The 4394-nt window shown below is 74.1% G+C and carries 3 protein-coding genes and 1 pseudogene; 2 read left to right on the forward strand and 2 right to left on the reverse strand.

The window, feature by feature from the left end:
• Positions 1-149: 149 nt before the first annotated feature.
• Both E2C05_RS35525 and E2C05_RS29155 read right to left on the reverse strand, forming a co-directional pair.
• Positions 150-524 (reverse strand): annotated as a pseudogene (locus tag E2C05_RS35525) (MerR family transcriptional regulator); the annotation flags it as partial.
• A gap of 82 nt (positions 525-606) precedes the next feature.
• Positions 607-921: an integration host factor subunit alpha gene (locus tag E2C05_RS29155; protein WP_133223127.1), complete on the reverse strand. Its 315-nt coding sequence runs from the start codon at positions 919-921 to the stop codon at positions 607-609.
• A gap of 199 nt (positions 922-1120) precedes the next feature.
• Here E2C05_RS29155 and E2C05_RS29160 point away from each other — a divergent pair, with 199 nt between their 5' ends.
• Together E2C05_RS29160 and E2C05_RS29165 are read left to right on the forward strand one after the other, a co-directional pair.
• Positions 1121-2254 carry an FIST signal transduction protein gene (locus E2C05_RS29160; RefSeq protein ID WP_133223128.1) on the forward strand — a complete coding sequence of 378 codons (1134 nt, stop codon included), beginning with the start codon at positions 1121-1123 and terminating at the stop codon, positions 2252-2254.
• 3 nt (positions 2255-2257) lie between these two features.
• A complete protein-coding gene (locus E2C05_RS29165; protein ID WP_133223129.1) occupies positions 2258-4162 on the forward strand; it encodes a putative bifunctional diguanylate cyclase/phosphodiesterase in 1905 nt (634 codons plus the stop codon).
• The last annotated feature ends 232 nt before the right edge of the window (positions 4163-4394 follow it).

Below are 4394 nucleotides of genomic sequence, written 5' to 3' on the forward strand. Positions count from 1 at the left end.
GAGCCGGCCCGGCCCGCGTCGGCGACCGGGCGGGCGGATCGCGGGACGGCGCGGGCGCCGCGCAGCCCGGCGCCCCCGGCTATCCGGGACCCGGCGGGGCCGTGATCGCGCCGCGACCGGCGCTACCGCCCGGCCAGGGCGTGCAGCTCCTCCGCCAGTTCCTCCAGCTCGTCCAGCACCGCCCGCAGGCTGCCGGGGGCGGGCTCGGGCTCGCCCAGCGGCAGCTCGCCATGCTCGGAGTCGGCCAGGCCGCCTTCCCGCAGCAGGCGCTGCACGCCCTTGATGGTGTAGCCCTGGGTATAGAGCAGGTCGGAGATGCGCCGGAGCAGCGCGATGTCCTCGGGCCGGTAGTAGCGCCGGCCGCCGCCGCGCTTCAGCGGCTTGAGCTGGGGGAACTTGGTCTCCCAGAAGCGCAGGACATGCTGCGGGATGCGCAGGTCGTCCGCGACCTCGGAGATCGTGCGGAAGGCGGTCGGCGCCTTCCGGGCGCGCAGCCGGCCGGCTTCGGCGGCATCCTCGCTCATCGGGTCGTCCGGCGGCGGGATGGCCGCCGCCGGGCCGCCCGGCCGGCGGCCCTGGGGCATCGGCATGGGCGGCCCGGCGCCCTCACGCCTCCTGGTCCATGGCCGGCACCGGCTGGCCGTTGATCCGGGCCTTCAGCACCTGGGACGGGCGGAAGGACAGTACCTTGCGCGGCAGGATCGGCACCTCCACCCCGGTTTTCGGATTGCGGCCCACCCGCTGCCCCTTCTGCCGCACCATGAAGGTGCCGAAGGCGGAGATCTTCACCGCCTCCCCTGACTCGAGGGCCGTCGCCATGCGGTCCAGCACGGCTTCCAGCAGGGCGGCGGATTCGTTCCGGGACAACCCGACCTGGCTGTAGATCGCCTCCGCGAGGCCGGCGCGCGTCAGCGTGTTCATCCCGCAACTGGTTCCTGCAAGTCCCTCAGCCGTCAGCAAATCGCATCCCGCTTCCGGCGGTCAAGCATGCGCTGCCCGGGACTGTGTCAAAGATGCCAGGGCGTGTCTTTCGTGCCGCGGCAGCCACGATAACCCTTCCTTAGAGTCCATCGCGCCAAGGAGGGAGCCGACGCCCCAGCCCCTGGGTCGGAGGACGATCATGCACAGCGCGCATCTGGCCTGGGTCCCCGGCCGTGGCTGGCAGGGACCGGCAGCCGCCGCCAGCGCCGACCTCGTTCTGTATTTCGGCGGCCGCGACGCGCTGGCGGATGGCGCGGCGCACCGGGCCCTGCAGGCTGCCTGCCCGCGGGCGCTGCTGCTCGGCTGCAGCACCGGCGGGCAGATCCTGGGGGCGGAGGTGGAGGACGAGCAGGTCGTCGCCCTGGCGCTCGGCTTTGCCGGCACGCGGCTGCGCCTCGCCACCGCCCCGGCCCTGCCGGGCGATGCCTCGCGCGACAGCGGCGCGGCGCTCGGCCGCGCCCTGGTCGGGGACGGGCTGGCGGGCGTCTTCCTGCTCTCCGACGGGCTCGGGGTGAATGGCAGCGCGCTGGTCGCCGGCCTGGCCGACGCGCTGGGGCCGGACGTGCCGCTGGCCGGCGGCCTGGCCGGGGATGGCGCGCGCTTCGCCACGACCCTGGTCGGCGCCGGCGACCTTGCGCCGCAGCGGGGCCTGGTCGGCGCCATCGGCTTCTACGGCGCCGGCCTGCGCATCGGCCAGGGCAGCGCCGGCGGCTGGGACGCCTTCGGCCCGCGCCGCCGCATCACCCGCGCCGAGGGCAATGTCCTGCTGGAGCTGGACGGCGCCCCGGCCCTCGACCTCTATGAACGCTACCTGGGGGAGGAGGCGGCCGGCCTGCCCGGGACCGCCCTGCTCTTCCCGCTGCGCATCGGCCATCCGACCCGGCCTGGGCATGAGGTGGTGCGCACCATCCTCGGCATCGACCGCGACCGCCGCAGCATGACCTTCGCCGGCGACGTGCCGGAAGGCTGGACCGCGCAGCTGATGCGGGGCGACCGCGGCCGCCTGGCGGAAGGCGCGGCGGAGGCGGCGCGGCAGGCCGCGCGGACTGTGCCGCGGGCCGAGGCCGCCATCCTGGTCAGCTGCATCGGCCGGCGCCTGCTGATGGGCCAGGCCGTGGCGGACGAGACGGAGGCGGTGGCGGCCACCCTGCCGCCCGGCATCCCCGGCATCGGCTTCTACGCCTATGGCGAGATCGCGCCGCATGCCGCGGCCGGCGCCAGCGCGCTGCACAACCAGACCATGACCATCACCCTGCTGGCCGAGGCGGCCTGAGGCATGGACGGGGCCCTGCACCGCGTCTTCGCCCGCCAGCTCGCCAAGGCGACCGACGCCGCGGGGCGCGTCGACCTCGACCGCCTGGGCGCCCTGGTCAGCGAAGCCTATGCGGATGCCGAGCGGGACCATCGCCGGGTCGACCGGGCGATGGGGCTGATGGCGGAGGAGCTGCAGGCCGCCAACCGCCGGCTGCAGCACCTGGTCGAGGAATTGCGGCTGCAGAACCAGCGGATCGAGGCCACGCTCGAGAACCTCTCGCTCGGCGTCGCCATGTTCGACGCGGGAGAGCGGCTGGTGGTGGCGAATTCCCAGCTGGCCGAGGTGCTGGGCCTGCCGCCGGAGGCGGTGCGCACCGGCATGACCTATCGCGACGCGCTGGCCGAGGGCATCAAGGCCGGGCATTTCCCCGGCCGCGACCTCGACACCCTCTATGCCGAGCGGCGCCGGACCTTCACCCCCGGCAACAGCCGCAGCTTCGAGGAGGCGCGGGGCGACCGCATCGTCGCCACCGCGACGCGCGCCCTGCCGGGCGGCGGCTGCGTGCTGACCTTTCAGGACATGACCGAGCGGCGCCGGGCCGAGGCGCGGATCGAGCACATGGCGCGGCACGACGCGCTGACCGGCCTCGCCAACCGCAGCGAGCTGCGGACGCGGCTGGACGCGGCGCTGGCCCGCAGCCGCCGCGGCGAGGGCTTCGCACTGCTCTATCTCGACCTCGACCGGTTCAAGGCGGTGAACGACACCTTGGGCCATCCGGTGGGGGATGAGCTGCTGCGGGCCGTCACCGGCCGGCTGCGCGGCCTGGTGCGGGAGACCGACCTGGTGGCGCGGCTGGGCGGAGACGAGTTCGCCATCATCCAGACCCGGGCGGAGCAGCCGGAGGCCGCGACCGCCCTCGCCCGCCGGCTGGTGCCGGAGATCTCCGCCCCCTACGACATCGAAGGCCAGCAGGTGGTCATCGGCACCAGCGTCGGCATCGCCCTGGCGCCGGCCGATGGCGCCACGCCGGATGCGCTGCTGAAGGCCGCGGACCTCGCGCTGTACCGCGCCAAGGCCGAGGGCCGCGGCACCTGGCGCTTCTTCGCGCCGGAGATGGATGCCCGCATGCAGGCGCGCCGCAAGCTCGAACTCGACCTGCGGCGGGCGCTGGCGGAAGGCGACCTGAAACTGCTCTACCAGCCGCAGATCGACACCGCCTCCGGCCGGATCATCGGGTTCGAGGCGCTGCTGCGCTGGCATGACGAGGAGCGCGGCGTGGTCGCCCCGGCGGAATTCGTGCCGGTGGCGGAGGAGACGGGGCTGATCATCCCGATCGGCGACTGGGTGCTGCGGACCGCCTGCCGCGAAGCCGCGACCTGGCCGGCCGAGGTCACGGTCGCGGTCAACGTCTCCGCCGTGCAGTTCCGCAACGAGACGCTGGTGGAAACAGTGAAGCAGGCGCTGGCGCAGGCCGGCCTGCCCGGCCGGCGGCTGGAAGTCGAGGTGACCGAGGGCGTCATGCTGCAGGACACCGCGGCGACGCTGGCCATCCTGCACCGGCTGCGGGCGCTCGGCGTCCGCATCTCGATGGATGATTTCGGCACCGGCTATTCCTCGCTCAGCTACCTGCGCAGCTTTCCCTTCGACAAGATCAAGATCGACCAGAGCTTCATCCGCGACCTCGGCCAGGGCGGGGATGCGCGGGCGATCGTGCGGGCGATCGCCGGCCTCAGCGGCTCCCTCGGCATGCGGACCAGCGCGGAGGGCGTCGAGACCCCGGCCCAGTATGCCGAGTTGCAGGCGGAAGGCTGCGCCGAGGTGCAGGGCTTCCTGTTCGGCCGCCCGGTGCCGTCCGAGGTGGCGCGGGAGATGCTGCGGCTGCCGGCGGCCCGCGCCGGCGCGCCGGGGGCGCAGGACGCCGCCTGAGCGGCGGCGCACCGCCCTGCCGTCCGGGCCTCCGGGGCCCGCCGGGACTCAACCCCGCGGGTATGCCGCGGTCAGGACCGAAAGTCGGAACCGAGGATTGGAACCGCCGGTTGCTTTGTTGAAAGGCTTATGCGGCCTCTGCGAGGATCATGAGGTTGTGGGTGAGGACGCGGAGGACGAGTTCGCGGGCCTGGGACGCGTCGCCGCGCGCGGTCAGGGCTGATCCGAGGCG

The sequence above is a fragment of the Paracraurococcus ruber genome (genome assembly GCF_004353985.1).
In the GTDB taxonomy this organism is placed as follows: Bacteria; Pseudomonadota; Alphaproteobacteria; order Acetobacterales; family Acetobacteraceae; genus Paracraurococcus; species Paracraurococcus ruber.